This is a genomic window from Ruegeria sp. BB1, from assembly GCF_056539465.1.
Genome location: NZ_JBQFVB010000005.1, coordinates 69362 through 89678 on the forward strand (window position 1 = coordinate 69362; position 20317 = coordinate 89678).

The 20317-nt window shown below is 59.6% G+C and carries 22 protein-coding genes; 16 read left to right on the forward strand and 6 right to left on the reverse strand.

The genetic code is table 11. From position 1 onward, the window contains the following. The first annotated feature begins 39 nt into the window (after positions 1 to 39). From ACR0AL_RS12875 to ACR0AL_RS12905, 7 genes are all read left to right on the forward strand, one after another. On the forward strand, positions 40 to 1743 hold the full coding sequence (locus tag ACR0AL_RS12875; RefSeq protein WP_480663299.1) for an acyl-CoA dehydrogenase family protein: 1704 nt from the start codon (positions 40 to 42) through the stop codon (positions 1741 to 1743). Next, positions 1743 to 2789 carry an MBL fold metallo-hydrolase gene (locus ACR0AL_RS12880; RefSeq protein WP_480663301.1) on the forward strand — a complete coding sequence of 349 codons (1047 nt, stop codon included), beginning with the start codon at positions 1743 to 1745 and terminating at the stop codon, positions 2787 to 2789. Before ACR0AL_RS12875 ends, ACR0AL_RS12880 begins: the two co-directional genes overlap by 1 nt. A gap of 4 nt (positions 2790 to 2793) precedes the next feature. Continuing rightward, the gene (locus tag ACR0AL_RS12885; protein ID WP_170350687.1) at positions 2794 to 3246 is read left to right on the forward strand and encodes a DUF6173 family protein; all 453 of its coding nucleotides are present in this window, start codon (positions 2794 to 2796) and stop codon (positions 3244 to 3246) included. Positions 3247 to 3308: 62 nt separating this feature from the next. After that, positions 3309 to 5147, forward strand: coding sequence for a glycerophosphodiester phosphodiesterase (locus ACR0AL_RS12890; RefSeq protein WP_480663303.1), 1839 nt, complete (start codon positions 3309 to 3311; stop codon positions 5145 to 5147). Beyond that, positions 5134 to 5694, forward strand: coding sequence for a hypothetical protein (locus tag ACR0AL_RS12895; protein WP_480663305.1), 561 nt, complete (start codon positions 5134 to 5136; stop codon positions 5692 to 5694). Before ACR0AL_RS12890 ends, ACR0AL_RS12895 begins: the two co-directional genes overlap by 14 nt. 68 nt (positions 5695 to 5762) lie before the next feature. Next, positions 5763 to 5897, forward strand: coding sequence for an aa3-type cytochrome c oxidase subunit IV (locus ACR0AL_RS12900; protein ID WP_058281864.1), 135 nt, complete (start codon positions 5763 to 5765; stop codon positions 5895 to 5897). An 18-nt stretch (positions 5898 to 5915) separates the two neighbouring features. Continuing rightward, positions 5916 to 6548 (forward strand): hypothetical protein, encoded by a 633-nt coding sequence (locus ACR0AL_RS12905; protein WP_170350684.1) that lies wholly within the window; start codon positions 5916 to 5918, stop codon positions 6546 to 6548. Here ACR0AL_RS12905 and ACR0AL_RS12910 read toward each other — a convergent pair. Both ACR0AL_RS12910 and ACR0AL_RS12915 read right to left on the reverse strand, forming a co-directional pair. Next, the gene (locus ACR0AL_RS12910; protein WP_170350769.1) at positions 6537 to 6869 is read right to left on the reverse strand and encodes an AzlD domain-containing protein; all 333 of its coding nucleotides are present in this window, start codon (positions 6867 to 6869) and stop codon (positions 6537 to 6539) included. The two genes, ACR0AL_RS12905 and ACR0AL_RS12910, sit on opposite strands and share 12 nt — an antisense overlap. Beyond that, positions 6869 to 7582, reverse strand: a complete 714-nt coding sequence (locus ACR0AL_RS12915; RefSeq protein WP_480663307.1) for an AzlC family ABC transporter permease — start codon at positions 7580 to 7582, stop codon at positions 6869 to 6871. The genes ACR0AL_RS12910 and ACR0AL_RS12915 overlap by 1 nt, the downstream gene beginning before the upstream one ends. Positions 7583 to 7631: 49 nt before the next feature. Here ACR0AL_RS12915 and ACR0AL_RS12920 point away from each other — a divergent pair, with 49 nt between their 5' ends. Genes ACR0AL_RS12920 through ACR0AL_RS12940 form a run of 5 tightly spaced genes read left to right on the forward strand, consistent with a single transcriptional unit; the run spans position 7632 to position 12253 of the window. Beyond that, positions 7632 to 8519, forward strand: a complete 888-nt coding sequence (locus ACR0AL_RS12920) for a formate dehydrogenase accessory sulfurtransferase FdhD (RefSeq protein ID WP_170350768.1) — start codon at positions 7632 to 7634, stop codon at positions 8517 to 8519. Next, entirely contained in the window at positions 8516 to 9052 is a 537-nt protein-coding gene (locus ACR0AL_RS12925) for a hypothetical protein (RefSeq protein WP_170551678.1), read from the forward strand. The genes ACR0AL_RS12920 and ACR0AL_RS12925 overlap by 4 nt, the downstream gene beginning before the upstream one ends. Then, a complete protein-coding gene (gene mobA / locus ACR0AL_RS12930) occupies positions 9049 to 9693 on the forward strand; it encodes a molybdenum cofactor guanylyltransferase MobA (RefSeq protein WP_170350680.1) in 645 nt (214 codons plus the stop codon). The genes ACR0AL_RS12925 and mobA overlap by 4 nt, the downstream gene beginning before the upstream one ends. Next, complete coding sequence (gene mobB / locus ACR0AL_RS12935) at positions 9690 to 10181, forward strand: molybdopterin-guanine dinucleotide biosynthesis protein B (protein WP_170350679.1); 492 nt, start codon at positions 9690 to 9692, stop codon at positions 10179 to 10181. The genes mobA and mobB overlap by 4 nt, the downstream gene beginning before the upstream one ends. Before the next feature lie 20 nt (positions 10182 to 10201). After that, positions 10202 to 12253, forward strand: a complete 2052-nt coding sequence (locus ACR0AL_RS12940) for a molybdopterin-binding protein (RefSeq protein WP_480663447.1) — start codon at positions 10202 to 10204, stop codon at positions 12251 to 12253. Here the strand turns inward: ACR0AL_RS12940 and ACR0AL_RS12945 are convergent. The 3 genes from ACR0AL_RS12945 to ACR0AL_RS12955 all read right to left on the reverse strand — a co-directional run bounded on the left by ACR0AL_RS12945 (position 12250) and on the right by ACR0AL_RS12955 (position 14349). Next, on the reverse strand, positions 12250 to 13242 hold the full coding sequence (locus tag ACR0AL_RS12945) for a hypothetical protein (RefSeq protein ID WP_480663309.1): 993 nt from the start codon (positions 13240 to 13242) through the stop codon (positions 12250 to 12252). The two genes, ACR0AL_RS12940 and ACR0AL_RS12945, sit on opposite strands and share 4 nt — an antisense overlap. A gap of 14 nt (positions 13243 to 13256) precedes the next feature. Further along, on the reverse strand, positions 13257 to 13727 hold the full coding sequence (gene greA, locus ACR0AL_RS12950) for a transcription elongation factor GreA (protein ID WP_058282071.1): 471 nt from the start codon (positions 13725 to 13727) through the stop codon (positions 13257 to 13259). A gap of 241 nt (positions 13728 to 13968) precedes the next feature. Next, positions 13969 to 14349: a VOC family protein gene (locus ACR0AL_RS12955; protein WP_170350675.1), complete on the reverse strand. Its 381-nt coding sequence runs from the start codon at positions 14347 to 14349 to the stop codon at positions 13969 to 13971. Positions 14350 to 14433: 84 nt separating this feature from the next. On the opposite strand from ACR0AL_RS12955, the gene soxR reads away from it, so the two are divergent. From soxR to ACR0AL_RS12975, 4 genes are all read left to right on the forward strand, one after another. Further along, the gene (gene soxR / locus ACR0AL_RS12960; RefSeq protein ID WP_170350673.1) at positions 14434 to 14889 is read left to right on the forward strand and encodes a redox-sensitive transcriptional activator SoxR; all 456 of its coding nucleotides are present in this window, start codon (positions 14434 to 14436) and stop codon (positions 14887 to 14889) included. Between the two features lie 135 nt (positions 14890 to 15024). Further along, complete coding sequence (locus ACR0AL_RS12965; RefSeq protein ID WP_480648115.1) at positions 15025 to 16671, forward strand: electron transfer flavoprotein-ubiquinone oxidoreductase; 1647 nt, start codon at positions 15025 to 15027, stop codon at positions 16669 to 16671. Positions 16672 to 16802: 131 nt separating this feature from the next. Next, positions 16803 to 18479 (forward strand): tetratricopeptide repeat protein, encoded by a 1677-nt coding sequence (locus ACR0AL_RS12970; protein WP_480663449.1) that lies wholly within the window; start codon positions 16803 to 16805, stop codon positions 18477 to 18479. Next, positions 18469 to 19290, forward strand: coding sequence for a 4-(cytidine 5'-diphospho)-2-C-methyl-D-erythritol kinase (locus ACR0AL_RS12975; protein WP_480663311.1), 822 nt, complete (start codon positions 18469 to 18471; stop codon positions 19288 to 19290). Before ACR0AL_RS12970 ends, ACR0AL_RS12975 begins: the two co-directional genes overlap by 11 nt. Here the strand turns inward: ACR0AL_RS12975 and ACR0AL_RS12980 are convergent. Next, entirely contained in the window at positions 19283 to 20281 is a 999-nt protein-coding gene (locus tag ACR0AL_RS12980; protein ID WP_480663313.1) for a polyprenyl synthetase family protein, read from the reverse strand. The two genes, ACR0AL_RS12975 and ACR0AL_RS12980, sit on opposite strands and share 8 nt — an antisense overlap. Between the last annotated feature and the right edge of the window lie 36 nt (positions 20282 to 20317).

Sequence of the window (20317 nt, forward strand, 5' to 3'; positions counted from 1 at the left end):
ACCCGCCAAAAACCGACCCAAACAGACCCGGGGGAAGACATGCCATACCGCGCGCCCATTTCCGACTATGAATTGTTGTTCCGCCACGTCGTCGGATTCGATCAAATCGCGGCGACCGAGAAGTTTTCGGAAGCCAGCGAAGATGTGGTCGGTGCGATCCTGTCTGAGGCCGGCAAGATGTGCGAAGAGGTAATGGCCCCGCTGCAACGCCCCGGTGATCTGGAGCCATCGCGGTTGGAAAATGGCGTGTTGCGTACATCGCCCGGTTACGTAGATGGGTGGAAGGCGATTGCCGAAGGCGGTTGGATCGGGATGAGCGGCGATCCAGAGTTCGGTGGTATGGGCCTGCCGATGGCCCTGACCACCGCTGTAAATGAGATGATGTCGGCCGCGTGCTTGTCGCTGCAACTGGCACCGTTGATGACGCAAGGCCAGATCGAAGCGCTGGAACATCACGCCAGTGACGAGCTGAAATCGCTGTACCTGCCAAAGATGATGACGGGCGAATGGTCGGGCACCATGAACCTGACCGAAGCGCAGGCCGGATCGGATGTGGGGGCTTTGTCTTCCAAGGCAGTGCCCAACGGCGACGGGACCTATTCGGTTTCGGGTCAGAAGATCTTTATCTCTTGGGGTGACAACGACTTTACCGAGAATGTATGCCATCTGGTGCTGGCGCGTCTGCCGGATGGTGTGCCTGGAACCAAGGGGATTTCTCTGTTTTTGGTGCCCAAGTACCTGCCCGATGAAAACGGCAATCCCGGTGTGGCCAACGATCTGAAAGTGGTGTCGCTGGAACATAAGATGGGCCTGCATGGTTCACCGACCTGTGTCATGCAATATGACGGGGCCAGGGGCTGGCTTGTTGGTAAGGAACATGGCGGCATGGCTGCGATGTTCACCATGATGAACAATGCCCGCCTGGGTGTTGGTGGTCAGGGTGTTGGGGCTGCCGAGGGTGCCTACCAGCACGCGCTGGCCTATGCGCTGGACCGCAAGCAGGGCAAGACGCCCTCGGGCACCATCATCGACCATGCGGACGTGCGCCGGATGCTGATGAGCATGCGCGCGGATACCTTTGCCGCGCGCGCCATCATGCTGGCCAATGCGGCTGCTATCGATATGGCCACGGCCACCGGTGACGCCGAATGGTCCGCCCGCGCCGCGCTGCTGACCCCGATCTGCAAGGCCTTCGGAACTGAAACAGGCATGCGCGTCTCGGAAACCGGTGTGCAGGTTCACGGCGGTATGGGGTTCATCGAGGAAACGGGCGCAGCCCAATATTACCGCGACGTCCGCGTCACCGCGATTTATGAGGGCACCAACGGCATTCAGGCCATGGACCTTGTGGCGCGCAAGATGATGGATGGGGGCGAAGCAGCCTCGCGCTTGTTGGACGAGATCGAGGATCACGCCGAACAGGCCCGCGCCAGCCTGCCGGGTCTGGCGGGTCCCGTATGGGAGGCGACCGAAAGCCTGCGCGAAGCCACCGAGTGGATCGTGGCGCAATCGAACATGAACGCTCGGTTTGCCGGTGCTGTGCCTTATCTGCACGCCTTCGCCCGCGTTTTGGGCGCGCATTACCACCTGAAGGCGGCGCTGGCTGACCCCGAAGGTCCGCGCCTGAAACTGGCGCGGTACTACATCAACGCATTGCTGCCGGAATATGCCGGTCTGCTGACGCAGGCGCAGAACGGGGCCGAGGACATCTATGCGCTCACCCCTGAGGAGCTGGCGGTGTAATGGACGGGGATACACCTTTGGCAATCCGCTATCCTTGGCCTGAGCCTCCGGCGCAGGGCGAGGCGATCGAGGTTGCTGAAGGGGTGCTGTGGATGCGCCTGCCGCTGCCCATGGCGCTGGATCACGTCAACATCTATGCGCTGGACGATGGCGATGGATGGACAGTGATCGACACGGGCATGTCTTCGAACAAGACCCGTCGCATCTGGGAAACCCTAATGGGGGGTCCGCTGGGCGGCAAGCCGATCAACCGGGTGGTAGTGACCCATCACCATCCCGACCACGTGGGCAATGCAGGCTGGTTTCAATCGGAACACGGCGTGGAACTAGTGGCCTCGCGTACCGCATGGCTTTTCTCGCGCATGCTGCAGTTGGATGTGCAGGAAAGCTGGCCGCAGGAAACGCTGGATTATTACCGCAGCGCGGGCATGGACGCGGGTGTTCTGGCCAAACGGATGACCGAGCGTCCGTTCAACTATTGCGATACAGTGTACCCGATGCCTTTGGGCTTTACCCGGATCAAGCAGGATAGCGTCATCCGAATGGGTGGCCGTGACTGGGACGTCCATATGGGCAACGGCCACGCCCCTGAACACGCCACGTTCTGGAGCCGCGATGACAATCTGGTGATCACCGGGGATCAGATCCTCAGCTCGATCAGCCCCAATCTGGGCGTCTATGTCACCGAACCTTTGGCTGATCCCGTGGCCGAGTGGCTGGAGGCATGTGAGCGTCTGCAAGGCTTGGCGCGGCCTGATCATCTGGCGCTGGGTGGGCACAAGCTGCCTTTTACCGGCTTGCCGCTGCGCATGAAGCAATTGATCGACAATCACCACGGCGCGCTGGACCGGTTGCAGGACTATCTGGACCAACCTAAAACCGCGGCCGATTGTTTTATGCCTCTATTCAAGCGCCAGATCAAAGAAGGCGAGTACGGGCTGGCTTTGGTCGAAGCGGTTGCACATCTGAACCATCTTTACCACATTGGAACTGTCAACCGGACGCGCCGCGCTGACGGGGCGTGGGAGTTTCAGCGCAAAGGGTAAAGCCATGCAGGACCAGATCGAAACATCGGCCGAGGCAGCAGAAGCGGCGGCTTTGCCCCGTTGCTATGAGGTCCACGCCAACCCGGACGCGAAATCCGGTGCCAAGGATCTGCCCGGACAGCTGCAAAAACCGGTCGAGACCAAAAGCCCGGCGCAATGGGCGTATGAGCGGCTGATCCTGTATATCCAGAACTTCGAACAAACGCTGACCGGTGATCAAGAGGTCGCCATGGGCTTTACCGGTGGCGATGCGGGTGTGATGCGGATCGAAGGCATGGGCTATTTCGATCCCGATATCATCACTTTTTACGGCTCGGACGCGACCGGTGCGCGAACCCAGCTGGTGCAGCATGTCAGCCAACTGAATGTGATGCTGCGGGCCCTGCCCAAGTCGGTCGAGGACAAGCCCGCCAATCGCATCGGGTTCCGACTGGCCAAGGATCTGGAAGAAAGCTGATCCTCTGACTTGCAATTCACGTCTGCGCAGCCTTGAATGAGTGCAACATTCAAGGGGGCCACGTGACCAGTTTCTCAGCCGTTACAACCGCCTACAGGCGCGCCTGGGCGCGCCGTCGCGTGTTCGTGCCGATCTACATCGCCGTGCGCCTGCTGCTGGTGGCATTGATTGCACCGGGCGTGGCGATCACCGTAAACCTTGCCGTGTCGCTGTCGAATCAAACCGCGCTGACGGATCAGGCCATCGCCGCCTTTATCCTGTCACCCGCCGGCTTCATCGCTGCTGTTGCTGTGCTGAGCCTGTTTCTTCTGGCCGAAGTGTTTGTTTTCTCGGTCATGGCCGCATCGTTGCGGATGGGCGAAGCCGATCCATGGCGCGCGGGCAGTTCCGCCATCGGCCTGATCCTGTCGCGCCTTCCGGCACTATTTGGATTTGCCGTGCGCTTCGTGCTGCGCGTTCTGCTGCTGGTGCTGCCTTTTGCTGTGGTTGCAGCACTGATCGCGTGGTGGACGCTGACCGAATATGACATCAACTATTACCTGACCTTCCATCCGCCCTCGTTCTGGGTCGCGGTAGTGCTGATCGGGGCCGTGGTTCTGGTCATGGCTTGGGTGCTGATACGCAGGCTCTCGGCTTGGGCGCTGTCGCTGCATCTGGTCCTGTTTGAAAATGTCCACCCTGGGCATGCATTTAACATCAGCGCCAATCGGATGGAGAGCAAACGCGGGCGCCTCAAGATCGAACTGGCGATATGGCTGATCCTGCGTCTGATCATCGCCGCGCTGATTGCCTGGGTCGCGGGTATCCTGTTCGCCATCGTTCCCCTGCAGGGCGCCAGCCATCTGCGTCTGGCCTTGCTTTACAGCCTGTTGGTGGCAGGAGTTTGGTCATTGGCCGGATTGGTGCTGGCGGCGACTGCGTTGGGCGCGTTGGCAGTGTTGCTGGATGGTTTTTTTGAGATCAAGACAGACGAGCCATTGCATCCCGAACCCGGCAGTCTGCGTATTCCACTGTTGGCAACCGTCGGCGCAGCCGTGGTGGCTGTGTTGATCGGGTTGTGGTTTGGTCAGCATTTGCTGGAACGTGTGCAAGCCCCTGACCGGGCCGAGGTTATCGGTCATCGCGGCGCCGCGGCGGTGCGCCCGGAAAACACCATGGCTGCAGTGCTCAAGGCCATCGAAGACGGTGCGGACTGGGTTGAAATCGATGTGCAGGAAACGGCGGATGACGTGGTGATCGTCGCCCATGATAGCGATTTCATGAAACTTGCGGGCGTGAACCTTAAGGTCTGGGATGCGACGATGGAGGATGTCGCCCAGATCGACATCGGCAGCTGGTTTGGTCCCGAATACGCCGATGAACGCACCCCGACTCTGCGTGAGGTGCTTGAGGCCGCAAAAGGTAAAGCCAAGGTCATCATCGAGCTGAAATATTACGGCCATGATGTCGATCTGGAAAACCGCGTGGTGGCCCTTGTCGAAGAGTTGGGGATGCAGGACGACATTGCCACCATGTCGCTGAAATACCCCGCCGTGCAAAAGATGAAGTCCATCCGCCCCGATTGGCGGGCTGGCGTTCTGGCGGCAACGGCGGTGGGTGACCTGACAGGGCTTGAGGGCGATTTCCTTGCCGTCAACGCCGCGATGGCGACGCCGGGTCTGGTGCGCTCGGTCCATGAGGCGGGCAAGGATATTTATGTCTGGACAGTGAATGATCCGTTGCAGATGTCGGCCATGGCCTCGATGGGGGTGGATGGGCTGATTACCGACCGTCCTGCAATGGCCAACGAGGTACTGCGGGTGCGGGCTGAAATGGGCCCGGCCGAGCGGTTGTTGTTGTGGATGGCGACCACCTTTGGCATGTCCATCGACACAGAGGCGATGCGCGATGAAAGCCCATAAGCTGGCGGCCTTGCTGGCAGTAATGGCCGCCCCGGCAACGGCACAGGAATTCATGCGAAACATCGAAATGCCAGCCCACCGCGCGCTGATCGCGCAACGTGGGGATGCCGAGCCCATTCCCTTTGAAACAGATGGCTGTTCCGGCGGTTTGTCGGCCAGTTGGCGCTTTGTGGCTGAAACCTTCCCTAAATTCAGCGCGCTATACGAGGCGCACCCGCCGTGGGAATATTGCTGCGTGACCCATGACCGCGCCTATCACAACGCAGGCGGCGCATTGCAAGCCGAGGAAAGCTTTGACGCACGCCAGTCGGCGGATGACACGCTGCGCACCTGCGTCAAACAACACGGCGATGACCATGCCGAGGATTATGCCCAACGCTATGACATGACCCCCGACCAGATTCGTACGGCACACTTCTTTACGGCCGAGGCGATGTATACCGCCGTGCGTTTGGGCGGCGGGCCCTGTTCCGGCCTGCCCTGGCGGTGGGGGTTTGGTTATCCGGGATGTTCCGTGTTTCAATCCGTGACCCCTGCGCGCGAATGACGTGGTGACAGGCCTCGATTTTTCGATTATCCAACATCTCAAACACGCGAATTAGGAATCTCTGAGTCATGGCTGAATACAAGCACGGCGAAATGGACATCACCGTCCAAACCAAAACCTTCAACGGTTTCATCAAGGCCACCACATGGTGCGTGGTTGCGATTGCCTTCCTTTGCCTGTTCCTGGCGGTCTTCGCCGCGTAATCCAAACCGGGGTCGACCGTGATCAGGATTTTGTTTGCCTGCCTTCTGGCGGCAACTGTTGCAGGCTGCACCGGGTCGCAGCGCCCTCAGGCAGATCAGTCAGAAGTCGTGGCACGGTCTTACCGTGATCCGGGTCCGTCGACGCTGACGCTTTATACAATGATCAGCACCCGAACCGGTTCGGGGGCGCATACCTCGTTGATGATCAGTGGTAGTGAGCGGGTGATTTTTGACCCCGCAGGTTCATTCCGCGCGGATGTTGTGCCGATCAAGAACGACGTGCTGTACGGCATCACTCCGAATGTCGAGCGCGCCTATCGCAGCAGCCACGCGCGCGAAACGCATTTTGCGCGTATCCAAACCATCGAGGTCACCCCACAACAGGCGGAAATTGCCCTGCAGCTGGCCAAGCAGATGGGGCCGGTATCCAGTGCATACTGCGCCAACTCTACCTCTCGATTGTTGCAGCAGGTGCCAGGGTTCGAACAGATCGGAACCACGTTTTATCCGGTCAAACTGTCCGAGCAATTCGGCCAGATACCGGGGGTGTCCACCACCGAGTATCGCGAAAATGACGATGCCGATCTGCAAAAGGGTCTGGCGGCGAACAATGCCCTGCTGAACCAGCAGAGCGGTGCGCTAGCCCAATAGGTACAGCAGCGCGTAAAGGGTCGCGGCCCCGGAAAAGATCGCGGCAAGCACGTTTTTCGTAATCAACCCGGCCATCAGCGCGACAGCGGCTGCCGCCATGCGCGGGATGTCCGGCTGGCCGCCGGTTGCGGTCGGCCATACCACCAGCGGCGCGATCAGGGCAGGCAGGATCGCCACGGCGGTATAGCGTAAATGGCGCAGCAGCCAGGGGGGCATCGGGCGATCGCCGACCAGTCCGAGGAACACGAACCGCAGGCCGTAGCTGCCCAAAGCCAGCCCGACGATGATGATCCACATGGTGACCGGATCGACCGCGTTCATTACGTGACCTTTCTGCGTTCTAGCCACAATTCCGCCTGCGCCCCGGCCATCATACCGATGCATCCGGCCACCAGCAGACCCAGATTATAGGGCACAGCAACCGTCAGCAGCGAGACCGTTATGGCAACTAAAGCCGCCACAACATGCGGCAGTGTGCGCAACATCGGTCCGATCATAGCCAGAAAGGTAATCGGCAAGGCGAAATCCAGCGCCCAGCTTTCGGGTATTCGCGTGCCCAAGACTGCCCCCAGATAAGTGGACAGTATCCACAAGGGTGTGATCGGTGAGACCGAGCCAAAGAAATAGGCCATGCGTTGAGGTACGGTCATGTTGGGCTCTTTTTCGAACCGGACCATGCAGCTGGCGTAGGACTGGTCCACGACCAGATATGCGCCAATGGCGCGTTGCCATAGTGGCGCGGCCCCCAGATACGGCGTCAGCGAGGCTGAATACATCGCCATCCGCAGGTTCACAGCCAGCGCCGAAGCCAGGATAATCAGGGTTGGCGCATTGTCTTGCAGCAGTTGCAAGGCCGCGAATTGCGCGGCCCCGGCGAAAACCGTTGCCGTGAACGCCATCGTCTGAATGATGGTCAGCCCGGTTTCGGTGGCGAATACCCCGAACAAGGTGCCGAAAGGGATGGCGACGAAAATGAACGGGGTCCCGTCGCGAAAACCCTTCCAATAGTATGACTTGGATGTGGTGTCTGCCATGGCTAAATCCTATGGTGATAGCCGCAGCAGTAGCGGTCTTGGGAAAGGGTTGCAATTGGCCAAGGAACTGGATGTCTCGGACTACATCATCGCCCCCGATCCCGGCGCGGCCCGCCTGACCCGCGCGGTCGAGGGCGTGGACCAGAATGGAGAGGTCAGCCAGATCTCGGTTGTCGAAGAGCGCCCTTTGACGATTTTCCTGAATTCCCAGGAAATCGTGACCGCGATGACCATAGGCGACTATCCGGAATATCTGGCGCTGGGGTTCCTGCGCAATCAGGGCATGTTGCTGGATGATGATCAGATCACGCGGGTCGATTATGACGACGATCTGGAAACCGTGATCGTCCGCACCGCGCGCGAGACGTCCTACGAGGACAAGCTGAAGAAAAAGACCCGCACCAGTGGTTGCGCAGTCGGCACCGTGTTCGGCGACATGATGGAGGGGCTCGAGGATGTGCGCCTGCCGCAAGTTCAAGTGCGGACATCATGGCTGTATGAGCTGGCGGCCAAGATCAACCGAACCCCGTCGCTGTATCTTGAAGCCGGGGCGATCCACGGAACGGTTCTGTGCCTTGAAAACCGCCCTCTGGTCTACATGGAGGATGTCGGCCGCCACAACGCTGTCGACAAGATCGCGGGCTGGATGCTGTCCGAGGGTGAGGCGGCGGACGACAAGATCCTCTACACCACTGGCCGTCTGACATCCGAAATGGTGATCAAGACGGCGATGATGGGTATACCGGTGCTGGCGTCCCGATCCGGTTTCACCGCCTGGGGTGTCGAGATCGCCCGCGAAGTCGGCCTGACCCTGATCGGCCGCATGCGAGGTCAGCGGTTTGTGTGTCTGTCGGGCGAGGACCGGTTGCTGCGTGATGTGGATCCGGCAAGCGTGGCGGTTGAGGATAAGAAACATCGTAGGAAGAGTGCGGGATGATATCAGAGACACTTTGGATTTTCGTCACTTTTGTTTTAGCAGTCAGCATTCTGCCACTCTATGTTTTGGTGCTGGTAACCTACTTCCGCAGCAAACGAGCCGTCGTTGAAGGCATTTGTGCGCATAGTAAAAATGTGCTGGGTAAGTTGGGCTGGAGCGCCCGGAAATATGTTGGGGTGCTGGATTTGGTGGTTTTCTGGGGACCTGGATGGCAGCAAAACAGCCTTGACTACCGACTTCAGAACACATCGCTTCAGCGTATTGCGATGCATGGGCTTCCGCAGTCGCTTGAATTGATGCCATCGGTACAAAAAGCTGCGCGACGCTATCGCTTGTTGTTTTGGTGTGGCGTGCTTCCTACCTTGATTCTCGGTTATTTTCTGGGCGCGGTAAATCTTGGTGTTCGGTTGGGTGAAACCACGTCAACATCTCCGCGCATTTGGATACTGCTTCTTTTGGCTGGCATCTGCCTTGCGTCGGCGCAGCCGTTCACGAAATTCAAGAAGTGGCCCGAGATCGAGGGCACCGCATGATCCGCCCACTTGGCATCATCCTCGCAGGTGGTCTCGCCACCCGAATGGGTGGCGGAGACAAGGGTCTGTTGCAGATCGGCGGGCAAAGCCTGCTATCTCATGTGATCGACCGGCTTTCCTCGCAAGTGGATGGCCTTGCGCTAAACGCCAATGGTGATCCCGAACGGTTCGCTGATCTGAACCTGCCTATTCTGCCCGACACGATCGAAGGGTTCGCTGGCCCTCTGGCGGGTGTTCTGGCAGGGCTCGACTGGGCGGCCACGCAAGGGGCTGACTGCATTGTCACCGCTGCCGCCGATACTCCGTTTTTACCGCGCGATCTGGTGATGCGGCTGAGCGACGCTGCCCAGGGGCAAACACTTCCGCTGGTGCTGGCTACCACGCCACGCACCGGGGATGAGGCGTTGAAATCTGGTGGTGGAAAACGGGTCAATCGGCACCCGACCTTTGGTCTCTGGCCCGTGGCATTACGCGACGATCTGCGGGATGCGCTGAATGACGGCCTGCGCAAGGTCGTGCTGTGGACCGATAAACATGACGGGCGCGAGGCGCTGTTCCCGGCCGATCCCTTTGATCCGTTCTTCAACGTCAACACACCCGACGATCTGGCGCGGGCAGAACAACTGCTGGAGCAGGCATGAAGGTTTACGGCGTCACTGGCTGGAAAAACGCGGGCAAGACTGGGTTGATGGAGCGGCTGGTGACTGAGATCACCGGGCGCGGCTTTACCGTCTCGACCCTGAAACACGCCCATCACAATGTCGATGTCGATCAGCCGGGCACTGACAGCTATCGTCACCGCGTTGCGGGCGCGTCCGAGGTTCTGCTGGCCTCGGGTCAACGCGTCGCGATCATGCAAGAGCTGCGCGGCGTGCCCGAGCCTCCATTGAATGAGTTACTAGAGCGACTGTCGCCAGTCGATCTAGTGTTGATCGAGGGGTTTAAAAGCGAGGCCCATCCCAAGGTCGAAGCCTATCGGGCCGAGGCTGCGAACCCGTTGATGGCGCCTGAGAACGCGACGATCCGCGCCGTCGCAAGTGACACGCCGCTCGATGTGGCTGTGCCGGTCTTTGACCTGAATGACACCGCAGCCATCGCCGATTTCATTCTGCAAGAGGTTGGTTTGTGACCGGTTTCGATAGTTTTGCCATGGTCGATTGGTCCGGTGGCAATGACACCGGCCTTTCCGAACGCAAGGATGCCATCTGGGCCTGTGTGGTGCGACAGGGCAGGGCAGAAGAACCGACATACCTTAGAAACCGCAAGATTGCCGAGCAATGGCTGCACAACCTGATTGCGGATGAGATTGCCTCAGGACGGCGGCTGTGTCTGGGGTTCGATTTCCCCTTTGGCTATCCCAAAGGGTTCGCCCATGCGCTGACCGGCTCGGATGATCCGTTGCGGTTGTGGGACTGGTTCGAGAGCCGGATCGAGGATTCGCCAAAAGCCAACAACCGGTTTGATCTGGCCGGAGAGATTAACCGCCGTTTTGGCGGCAAGGGTCCGTTCTGGTTCAATGGCCTGCGACGTGGCATCGACGGTCTGCCCAAAATCAAGGCGGACTATCACAACCCATTTCCCGAACGCCGTTGCGTCGAACTGAACCCCGAAACCAAGGGCAGCTTTACGTGTTGGCAAATGGGCGGGGCCGGTGCTGTGGGTGGTCAGGTCATGACTGGCCTGCCGGTTCTGGCCCGTCTGCGCCGCGCATTTACCGGACAAATCTCGGTCTGGCCGTTCGAGCCGCTGGACACCCCGGTCGCCTTTGTGGAAATCTGGCCCTCGCTTACCCTGGGGGCCGGGCCGAAAGACCGGATCAAGGACGCCTGGCAGGTGGAACAGGTCGCGCTGTCACTGGCCGGGATGCGACCCGAGGAATTGGCGAACCATCTGAATGTCAACGCAGCAGAGGAAGGCTGGATTTTGGGAGTGTCACAACGCAAGCCGGATATTGCCCCACCGCCCCTGCGCAACGATTGCTTTGCTTTGCCTGCCGGGGTGAGCTGGACGCCGGTGGATGACGCGCTGGCCCTGCTGCGCCAGCGGCTGACGGTAGTTGTGCCTGTTGAAACAATTGCGCTCCCGCAGGCTATGGGGCGCATTCTGGCAGAGGATATCATCGCTAAACGCTCGAACCCGCCGCAACCGAATACGGCCGTTGACGGCTACGGATTTGCGGGTGCGATGCCCGAGGGTGCGCAGGTGATGCCATTGCATCCGGGCCGCGCGGCTGCAGGTATCCCGTTTGATGGCACGGTGCCGCATGGCCATGCGCTGCGGGTGTTGACCGGCGCGGCGTTGCCTGAGGGTGTGGATACGGTCATTCTAGAAGAGGACGTGACCGTACAAGATGGCCACATCGCTTTTCACGGCCCCCTGAAACAGGGTGCAAACACCCGCCGTGCAGGTGAGGACGTGACCGCGGGCGATCTGGTTCTGTCTGCCGGGCGAAGGTTGACGCCCGCCGATCTGGCGTTGTTGTCGGCTGCCGGAATTGCAAAAGTTCCAGTGCGCAATACGCTGCGTGTGGCGGTGCTGTCGACCGGTGATGAACTGATCGAACCCGGAGACAAGGCCGGGCCAGGCCAGATATTCGATGCCAACCGCCCGATGCTGTTGTCACTGATCGACCGCATGGGGTTTCAGCCGGTGGATATGGGGCGGGTTTCTGATGACCGGGAAGATTTGCGCGATCGCCTGAATGCGGCGGCGGAACAGGCGGATGTAATCCTGACCAGCGGTGGCGCGTCAGCCGGGGATGAGGATCACGTCTCGGCCCTGTTGCGAGAGGCGGGGGCGATGCAGGAATGGAGGATTGCGCTCAAACCGGGGCGGCCGCTGGCTCTGGGATTGTGGGAAGGCACACCGGTCTTTGGCCTGCCCGGTAATCCGGTTGCGGCTAAGGTCTGCACCCTGATCTTTGCGCGCCCGGCTTTGGGTCTGATGGCGGGTGAGGGCTGGCAGGACCCACAGGGGTTCGATCTGCCCGCCGCCTTTGAAAAACGCAAGAAACCGGGCCGCCGCGAATATCTGCGCGCCCGAGTGCGCGATGGCCGGGTCGAGGTGTTTGCCTCTGAAGGATCGGGCCGGATCAGCGGGCTCAGCTGGGCCGAAGGGCTGGTCGAAATCGAAGACGGCGCGCGCCATATCAAACCGGGCGATCTAGTCCGGTTTATCCCCTACGGCAGCTTCGGCCTTTAGTCGAAGGTTCCAGCCACACGCCCCAGTAACATGAAGGCTCGCGCCGTTCGGGTCTCACCCAATGCGGTCAGGTCGGCATCGCTGGCCTCAGGTTCAAAAGCCACGATCATGTGGTCAAAGCGGCGCAGAAAATGATGTGCGGCGTCGCGAAAGATCGGGTCCTGCTTCATCCGCGCCGCCGTCAGCGCAAGCGACGACCGATCCCGAATGCCGCCCAAAGCCGCCACCGAGCGACCACGGGCACCCTGCGCGAATTGCCGCCAGATCTCGGGGCGGGACATGTCGGGGCGCAGGTCATCCATATAGATGCCTTCCTGGCTGAGCAGCGTCAAAACGTCCTGCGAAGCCTGCACCAGTTGGGCGGTCTTGCGGTCCTTCAACGCCAGACGCAAGGCGTCGAACCCTTCGGCGTCATCCTGCGTTTCGGGGAAATTCAGCGCTCGGATGAAAATATCGGTGCTGAGTGGCGGCGCGATGTCCTCGGCCTGCGTCCCCAGCTCCAACGAGGTTTGGTCGCCGGTTCCGTTTGACGCTGCCGCCCGCGCGGGTTCGCAACGTTTGGTCGAAAACGTGGCCAGTGTACTTTCTGTCTTTTTCGCGGATTCAGCGATTTCGTCCAACTTCTTGCTGACGGCCGGTTCGTGGGAAATGGCGGCCCGCTGTTGCTGGAGGACATAAGTCTGCCGGATTGCATCAATCGCAGTCTGCAGACGCTCACTTTCTTCGCGCATGACGCGGCTGGCGCGCATCGCCGTAGCCGCGACCCAGATCATTGCTACCGGCATGAACACCGCCAGCAAGGTCACCACGAACCCACCGCCCTCGACGTCGTCGGGCAGCACCAGAAACACCACCGAAACCACCAGCCAGATCACGCTAAGCACGATGGCCGCAATCTCGATCTCGGTCACGGACGGCCGCGAGGGCTTGTCGTAAACACCCAACGACGTTGGCCGCTCGGCTTCCTGCTCTGGCGTGGGCTCGGACATGAAGGACGCTCCGGTCAGGCGTACTCGATACTCAGGACTTCGTAAGACCGCACACCACCGGGGGTGCGGACTTCGACACTGTCACCTTCGTCCTTGCCGATCAGGGCGCGGGCGATGGGGGATTTGATGTTGAGCAGACCGTTTTCGATATTGGCCTCATACTCACCCACGATCTGCCAGGTCTTTTCCTCGTCAGTGTCCTCATCGACCAGCGTAACCTTGGCGCCGAATTTGATCGCACCCGACAGCTTGGCAGGGTCGATCACATCGGCCAGCGATAGGATGCCTTCCAGCTCTTTGATACGGCCTTCGATAAAGCCCTGTTTTTCGCGGGCCGAATGATATTCGGCGTTTTCCTTCAGGTCACCCAATTCACGGGCCGTAGCAATGGCCTCGATGATAGCTGGGCGCTCAACGGATTTCAGGTTTTTCAGCTCTGCCGCAAGCGCGGCATTGCCCGTAGGCGTCATCGGAATTTTTTCCATGGTCTTGTCGTCCACGCATAAATTGATGCGCCCCGCCGCATGGAACCAGCGTCGGGGCGAATTGATGGGTTGGCAAATACCTGACCCAAATGAGGCGTGAATTGCAAGAGGTCTTGGCCCCGCAGCGGGCGGATTACGGCCTATGTTGTTCGGGAAAAGTTTGAATCGCCAATACCCTGTCGCACTTCGCGCTCTCGGGATATTGGCGATAACGAGTTTGTAAGATGTTTCCCGGAACGCCCTAGTTGTAACTAATCACTTCGAATTCGATGCCATTGTCGTCGTCAAAGTAGAACCGTTTTCCGGGCTCATAATCCGCATGTGACTTGGGCGTGAAGCCGGCTTTGATCACTTGCTGCTCGGTGGCGTCGATATCTTCGACCAAAACACCCACGTGGTTCAGCCCTCCAATGATGTCGTAACTGCTTTCGCCGGATGGCTGCGGATCGCTGGGCGCATAAAGCGCCAGATAGGTATGCGCGCTGCCCACATGCACGGTATAGCCGCCCGCAATGGCCGGGCCTTCCCAGCGGGTTTTCCAACCAAACACCTTGTGCATCCACGCGGCCGAAGCCTGCGGGTCGCGAACGGTGAAGTTGGTGTGTTCAAGCGTCGCCATCATGGGGTCTCCTTTGCGAATTGAGGCTTGTCACGACTCACTGTAATTTCTAAACCTAACTTTAGGTCAAGGGACTAAATGAGGACAATGGCAGTTTCCGAAGGGCTGGCAATTGGCGCATTGGCCCGGCGCACGGGGTTGGCTGTGTCGGCCATCCGGTACTACGAGGCGCAGGGGCTGATCGCGCCATGGCGCAATGCGGGTGGGCAGCGGCGGTATCAGCGCGCTGATATTCGGCGGTTGAGTTTCATCATGATCGCCCAGCAGTTTGGCCTGACGTTGCCCGAGATCAAGGATGTTTTGTCCGACTTGCCTGGCAACCGCACACCAACGCCAAAGGATTGGCAGAAAATCAGTGTTGGGCTGCGTGACCGTCTGGATCAGCGAATCGCTACCTTGACGCGGTTGCGCGACAATCTGGATGGGTGTATCGGCTGTGGCTGCCTCAGCCTTCCGAAATGCGCCCTTTACAACCCGGACGACCGCGCCAAATGCCATGGTAGCGGTCCCAGGTACCTTATGGGGGACTCTCCCGATACATAACTGCCGCATTGCAGCAATGTTACGCCGTGTTTTGATTGACCAAGGTCTTAGCAACCATGTAATCAGCCGTGAAACAATATTGCGCCGACAGCATGTAGAAAGCGCCAATTCGGAAAGTTAGCTAAGGAGCCCGCGATGGCCGAGATTGAACGCGAAGCGATGGAATACGATGTGGTTATCGTGGGCGCAGGCCCGGCGGGCCTTTCGGCAGCCATCCGTCTGAAACAGCTGGACGCGGACCTGAACGTCGTTGTTCTAGAAAAAGGCTCGGAAGTGGGCGCGCATATCCTGTCGGGCGCGGTATTGGACCCCTGTGGTCTGGATGCGCTGATCCCCGACTGGAAGGAAAAAGGCGCGCCGTTGAACACGCCGGTGACCGAAGACAATTTCTACATGCTGGGCGAGGCGGGTAAGATCCGTATTCCCAACTTCCCGATGCCGCCGCTGATGAACAACCACGGCAACTACATCGTCTCGATGGGCAATGTCTGCCGCTGGATGGCCGAACAGGCCGAGGAACTGGGCGTGGAAATCTTCCCCGGCATGGCGTGTTCAGAGCTGGTTTATGGTGACAATGGTGAAGTCAGAGGCGTCGTGGCCGGGGTGTTTGGCCTGGAACCCGATGGCTCATACGGCCCCAACACCGAACCTGGTATGGAGCTGCACGGCAAATATGTCTTCCTGTCCGAAGGCGTGCGCGGTTCGCTGTCCAAAGAAGTCATCGCCAAATACGACCTGCAGGCCGGCAAAGAGGTGCAAAAATACGGCGTCGGCATGAAAGAGATCTGGGAGATCGACCCCGCCAAGCACAAGGAAGGCACCGTCACGCATACGATGGGCTGGCCGCTGGGCAGCAACGCGGGCGGCGGATCCTTTATCTATCACCTTGAAAACAATCAGGTCTATGTCGGGTTTGTGGTCCACCTGAACTATAAAAACCCGCACCTGTACCCGTATATGGAGTTTCAGCGCTTCAAGCATCATCCGATGGTGGCCGAGCTGCTGAAGGGCGGCAAGCGCGTGGCCTACGGTGCCCGTGCGATCACCGAAGGCGGCTATCAGTCGATGCCGAAACTGGTAGCGCCGGGCGTGGCGCTGTTGGGCTGTTCGGCGGGCATGGTCAACGTGCCGCGCATCAAGGGCAATCACAACGCGATGCTGTCGGGCAAAGCCGCGGCTGAAGCCGCCTTTGACGCCATCAAGGCAGAACGCTCGGGCGATGAGCTGACCGATTACGAGACCGATGTGCGCAATGGCCCGATCGGCAGCGATCTGAAAAAGGTGCGAAACGTCAAGCCGATCTGGTCGAAATGGGGTCTGACCGCCAGCCTGATGCTGGGCGGTCTGGATATGTGGACCAACACGCTGGGCTTTTCGCTGTTGGGCACAGTGGGCCATGGCAAGAACGACGCGGATTCGACCGAAGAGGCCAGCAAACACAAGCCTATCGATTATCCCAAACCCGATGGCACGCTGTCGTTTGACCGCCTAACCAACGTCTCGTTTGCGATGACCAATCACGAGGAAAGCCAGCCCTGCCACCTGAAACTGGCGGACCCGGACATCCCGGTCAAAGTCAACCTGCCCAAATACGACGAACCGGCGCAGCGCTATTGCCCGGCGGGTGTGTATGAGATGGTCGAGGATGAAGGCAATCCGCGCTTCGTGATCAACTTCCAGAACTGCGTCCACTGCAAGACCTGCGACATCAAGGACCCGAGCAAGAACATCACTTGGACCACGCCGCAGGGTGGCGACGGGCCAAACTATCCAAATATGTAAGCAAAAAACCGGGCACTGGCAGGGTCGTGAAGGCTCTGCCATTGCCTCTTGCCAGCCAAAGCCCTAGCTTATTGCGCAGACAAGAATAGCAAGGCAGGATTTTGGTGATTTCTCTGGTTCGTCGCGCCGCAATGGCTGCGCTCTTCACCTCGTCGATTGTGCTTCCAGCTGTAGCGGATTCGGGGTCCGGTGCGTATTTGGCTGGCCGTCAGGCCATCTATCAGAACGACTATTCAGCCGCTGAAAAATACTATGCGCAGGCCCTGAAAGCCGATCCTGAAAATGCAGCATTGTTGGAAAGCGTGGTTGTCGCACGGCTGGCGCTGGGCGATGTGGTACGCGCGCTGCCTGTTGCGCAGATGATTGAGGATGCCGGTTTGCCCAGTCAGGCAGCAAGGATGGTGATCACCGCCAATCTGGTGGCCGACGGCAAACTGGATGAATTGCTGGCCCGTGATCCCGAAACGCAAGGCGTGGGGCCTTTGGTCGACGGTTTGGTACAGGGATGGGCATACATTGGCCAAGGGGCCATGACCCGCGCGATGGAGCAGTTTGACGAGGTCGCAACGCAGGATGGCTTGCGCGACTTTGCACTGTACCACAAGGCGCTGGCGCTGGCCTCGGTTGGCGATTTTGAAGGGGCCGAAGAAGTATTCACGGCCCATAACGGTGCGGTTGCCCGCTTTTCGCGACGGGCCGCTTTGGCCCGGGCCGAGGTTTTGTCGCAACTGGACCGCAATGAAGAGGCACAGCAATTTCTGGGTGAGGTATTTGCGGCCGGCAGCGACCCGTCGATCGAAGGTTATGTGGCGCGCCTGTCCGATGGTGATACCCTGCCGTTCACCCATGTTCGATCGGCGCAAGATGGCATGGCCGAGGTTTTCTTTTCCGTTGGCGCAGCGCTGAGCAATGAGGCGGCGCAGAACTATGTCCTGCTTTATGTGCGCACGGCTGCGTTCCTGCGTCCCGGACATGTGGATGCGATCTTGCTGAGTGCCGAATTGCTGGACGTGCTGGAGCAATATGATCTGGCCGTGGAAGCCTATCGTCAAGTACCCGCCAGCAGCAGTGATTATCACGCGGCTGAACTAGGCCGGGCCGAGGTGCTTAGCCGGTCGGACAAAAAGGATGCTGCTGCCGAGGTGTTGCAGACCCTGGCCAGCCAGAACCCAAACCTGCCCAGCGTTCATGTAGCTCTGGCCGATCTGCAACGCCAGCAAGAAGAATACACCAGCGCTGTCGCGTCTTATGATCGTGCCATCGAACTGACCGAGGGTGGGAACTGGTTTTTGCACTATGCCCGTGGCATCTCGCACGAACGGCTCAAACAATGGGATCAGGCCGAGGCCGATTTCCGCCGCGCGCTAGAGTTGAACCCAGATCAGCCGCAGGTGCTGAACTATTTGGGATATTCTCTGGTCGAACGGCGCGAAAAACTGGACGAGGCGCTGAACATGATCGAACGCGCTGTCGCGGCGCGCCCCGACAGCGGTTATATCGTCGACAGTCTGGGCTGGGTCCTGTTTCGTCTGGGCCGCTATGATGAGGCGGTCGAACATATGGAGCGCGCGGTCGAGCTGATGGCGGTTGATCCAGTGGTGAACGATCATCTGGGTGATGTTTATTGGGCTGTGGGCCGCGCGCGCGAGGCTGAGTTCCAGTGGAAACGCGCCCTGTCCTTCATTGATCCTGAAGACACGGATGCCGAGGCTGATCCCGACCGTATCCGTCGCAAGCTGGAGATTGGCCTCGACGAGGTTCTGGCCGAAGAAGGGACGGAACCGTTGAAGGTCGCCAATGGCAACTAAGGCCTTCGCGCCCGCCAAGATCAACCTGACTCTGCATGTGACCGGCCAGCGGGTTGATGGATTTCACTTGTTGGATTCGCTGGTCGTATTTGCTGATGTAGGCGACAGGTTGCAGTTTACACCAGGCCCTGAATTGTCGATCTCAGTCACCGGAGAACACGCGGCAGGCGTGCCTGCGGACAGTCGCAATCTGGTCTGGAAAGCAGCCCAAGCCGCCGGGTGGACGGGCCATATCGATCTGAACAAGGTGCTGCCGCATGGTGGCGGGATTGGCGGCGGTTCGTCTGACGCCGCCGCGACCCTTTGGGCGTTGGCTGGTCAGGGGGTCGGCATACCAGAGGACCTGCCTGTTTCTCTGGGTGCTGATGTACCTGTTTGCATGGCCGCCCAAGCGACACGAATGCAGGGAATTGGCGATAGGCTAACGTCCGTGTCCCTTCCGAATTTGCCTGCAGTTCTGGTCAACCCGGGTATTCCGGTGCCCACATCTTCGGTGTTCAAGGCATTGGCCCGGCGGGACAACCTGCCCATGCCGATTGATATCCCGGAATTCGAGAATGCCAGGGCCTGCGCCGAATGGTTGCGTGACCAGCGGAATGATCTGGAAATCCCCGCAATGGGCATCGCCCGCGAAATTGAGTTTGCGCTGGATTCACTGCGATTGACTACGCGGGCGCTGTTGGCCCGCATGTCGGGGTCAGGTTCGACCTGTTTCGCGCTCTATCCCACAATGAAAGACGCGCATTTCGCAGCGTACGAGATCGGCGCGGCCCATCCCGATTGGTGGTGCCGTGCGGTGCAGCTTAATTGAGGCGCGAAACCACGTAATCGGCCAGATCACGCAGCAGCGTGCGAATCTCATGATCGGGCAGGGGCGCCAGCGCCTCCTTGGCCTTGGCGGCCCAGTCGAACGCATCTGACCGGGTGGCGTCGAGCGTGCCGTATTTTCCCATCAGGCTCAGCGCGTGGTCCAGGTCACCCTCTTCTTGGCGACCCCGGCCAATCGTGCGCTCCCAAAAGGCATGTTCATCAGGGGTGGCTTGCGCCACGGCCTTGATCACCGGCAGGGTCAACTTACGTTCGCGGAAATCGTCGCCGACATTTTTACCGGTGGCCTTGCTATCACCTTGATAATCTAGCAGATCATCAGCGATCTGGAAGGCAACACCCAAAGCATCGCCATAGTCATACAGCGCCTTGACCTGTTCCTCAGACGCTCCGGCGATTACACCGCCAACCTCGGTCGCGGCCGAGAACAGGGCGGCGGTCTTGCCGCGTACAACCTGCAGGTAAATCGCCTCATCCGTGCCCAGATCGGTGGCCGCAGTCATCTGTAGCACCTCACCTTCGGCAATGGTGGCCGAGGCATTGGCCAGAATATCCAGGACACGCAGTGACCCGGTCTCAACCATCAACTGGAAACTGCGGGAGAACAGGTAATCGCCCACCAGAACGCTGGACTTGTTGTCCCACAGCAGGTTCGCCGTTGGGCGGCCACGCCGCTGGGCGCTTTCGTCCACCACATCGTCATGCAGTAGGGTCGCCGTGTGGATGAACTCAACCGTCGCGGCCAGCCGCACATGGTGGTCGCCCGCGTAACCGAACAGACGTGCGGCCGCCAGGGTCAGCATCGGACGCAGACGTTTGCCACCGGCTTCAACCAGATGTGCCGTCACTTCGGGGATGCGCGGCGCGTGATCAGAGGCCATGCGCGTGCGGATCAGCTCATTCACCGCAGCCATTTCGCCGGTCAGAAGGTCGGCCAGCCGCTCATGCGGTTTTGTGATCGCGTCGATTTCCATCACACTCCTGATACAAGGCTCGACTTTCGACTTACC

Excerpts from the sequence above, each read along its gene's own strand:
- ACR0AL_RS12970 (WP_480663449.1), top strand. The coding sequence starts at position 16,803 with ATGGCTGCGCTCTTCACCTCGTCGATTGTGCTTCCAGCTGTAGCGGAT.
- ACR0AL_RS12900 (WP_058281864.1), top strand. The coding sequence starts at position 5,763 with ATGGCTGAATACAAGCACGGCGAAATGGACATCACCGTCCAAACCAAA.
- ACR0AL_RS12880 (WP_480663301.1), top strand. The coding sequence starts at position 1,743 with ATGGACGGGGATACACCTTTGGCAATCCGCTATCCTTGGCCTGAGCCT.
- ACR0AL_RS12955 (WP_170350675.1), bottom strand. The coding sequence starts at position 14,349 with ATGATGGCGACGCTTGAACACACCAACTTCACCGTTCGCGACCCGCAG.
- ACR0AL_RS12940 (WP_480663447.1), top strand. The coding sequence starts at position 10,202 with ATGGTCGATTGGTCCGGTGGCAATGACACCGGCCTTTCCGAACGCAAG.
- ACR0AL_RS12965 (WP_480648115.1), top strand. The coding sequence starts at position 15,025 with ATGGCCGAGATTGAACGCGAAGCGATGGAATACGATGTGGTTATCGTG.
- ACR0AL_RS12925 (WP_170551678.1), top strand. The coding sequence starts at position 8,516 with ATGATATCAGAGACACTTTGGATTTTCGTCACTTTTGTTTTAGCAGTC.
- mobA (WP_170350680.1), top strand. The coding sequence starts at position 9,049 with ATGATCCGCCCACTTGGCATCATCCTCGCAGGTGGTCTCGCCACCCGA.
- ACR0AL_RS12980 (WP_480663313.1), bottom strand. The coding sequence starts at position 20,281 with ATGGAAATCGACGCGATCACAAAACCGCATGAGCGGCTGGCCGACCTT.
- mobB (WP_170350679.1), top strand. The coding sequence starts at position 9,690 with ATGAAGGTTTACGGCGTCACTGGCTGGAAAAACGCGGGCAAGACTGGG.
- greA (WP_058282071.1), bottom strand. The coding sequence starts at position 13,727 with ATGGAAAAAATTCCGATGACGCCTACGGGCAATGCCGCGCTTGCGGCA.
- ACR0AL_RS12910 (WP_170350769.1), bottom strand. The coding sequence starts at position 6,869 with ATGAACGCGGTCGATCCGGTCACCATGTGGATCATCATCGTCGGGCTG.
- ACR0AL_RS12915 (WP_480663307.1), bottom strand. The coding sequence starts at position 7,582 with ATGGCAGACACCACATCCAAGTCATACTATTGGAAGGGTTTTCGCGAC.
- ACR0AL_RS12895 (WP_480663305.1), top strand. The coding sequence starts at position 5,134 with ATGAAAGCCCATAAGCTGGCGGCCTTGCTGGCAGTAATGGCCGCCCCG.
- ACR0AL_RS12975 (WP_480663311.1), top strand. The coding sequence starts at position 18,469 with ATGGCAACTAAGGCCTTCGCGCCCGCCAAGATCAACCTGACTCTGCAT.
- soxR (WP_170350673.1), top strand. The coding sequence starts at position 14,434 with ATGGCAGTTTCCGAAGGGCTGGCAATTGGCGCATTGGCCCGGCGCACG.
- ACR0AL_RS12875 (WP_480663299.1), top strand. The coding sequence starts at position 40 with ATGCCATACCGCGCGCCCATTTCCGACTATGAATTGTTGTTCCGCCAC.
- ACR0AL_RS12885 (WP_170350687.1), top strand. The coding sequence starts at position 2,794 with ATGCAGGACCAGATCGAAACATCGGCCGAGGCAGCAGAAGCGGCGGCT.
- ACR0AL_RS12945 (WP_480663309.1), bottom strand. The coding sequence starts at position 13,242 with ATGTCCGAGCCCACGCCAGAGCAGGAAGCCGAGCGGCCAACGTCGTTG.